General features: G+C 31.7%; 2 protein-coding genes. Both read right to left on the bottom strand.

The window, feature by feature from the left end; translation table 11 throughout:
• Nucleotides 1-129: 129 nt before the first annotated feature.
• On the bottom strand, nucleotides 130-270 hold the full coding sequence (locus KI369_RS24860) for a YrzI family small protein (protein WP_000668489.1): 141 nt from the start codon (nucleotides 268-270) through the stop codon (nucleotides 130-132).
• A 25-nt stretch (nucleotides 271-295) separates the two neighbouring features.
• Nucleotides 296-436: a YrzI family small protein gene (locus KI369_RS24865; protein ID WP_000669812.1), complete on the bottom strand. Its 141-nt coding sequence runs from the start codon at nucleotides 434-436 to the stop codon at nucleotides 296-298.
• Nucleotides 437-442 lie beyond the last annotated feature (6 nt).

Below are 442 nucleotides of genomic sequence, written 5' to 3' on the forward strand. Positions count from 1 at the left end.
AACGGTAAAGTTGTATGATATAGCCTCAATAAAACTATGTGGAATCCCTCTGAACTATCCAAATCATTTCCTTACAACGTGCTATCAACATCATAATCGACTCCTTTCAAGTTTTATATTTTTAAAGGATTATAGATGAGTGTAGTAGTTGCTTCTACGATCTCGAATTTCGTCCATAATCTTTTTGTATTGTTGCTCTTGCTTTAATTCATCTTCTGAAAAGATTTCTTTCTGGATTGTAATTGTTAAAAAGAAAAGGTGAAACTTCATGATACATTCCTCCTTTCGAAAGGAATTATAGATGGCTACAGTAGTGACTTTGACGTTCTTTTACATCTTCCATAGCTTTATTAATTTGATGGTCATGCAATATCTCACTGTCCGAGAACTTAGTTTTTTGAATCGTGATCGTTAAAAAGAATACTTTAAATTTCATTAGATA

Origin of the sequence: Bacillus sanguinis, from assembly GCF_018332475.1 — a bacterium.
GTDB lineage: Bacteria > Bacillota > Bacilli > Bacillales > Bacillaceae_G > Bacillus_A > Bacillus_A sanguinis.

What these genes read in the sequence shown, in the direction of transcription:
- KI369_RS24860 (WP_000668489.1), bottom strand. Translation starts at nt 270, where the DNA reads ATGAAGTTTCACCTTTTCTTTTTAACAATTACAATCCAGAAAGAAATC.
- KI369_RS24865 (WP_000669812.1), bottom strand. Translation starts at nt 436, where the DNA reads ATGAAATTTAAAGTATTCTTTTTAACGATCACGATTCAAAAAACTAAG.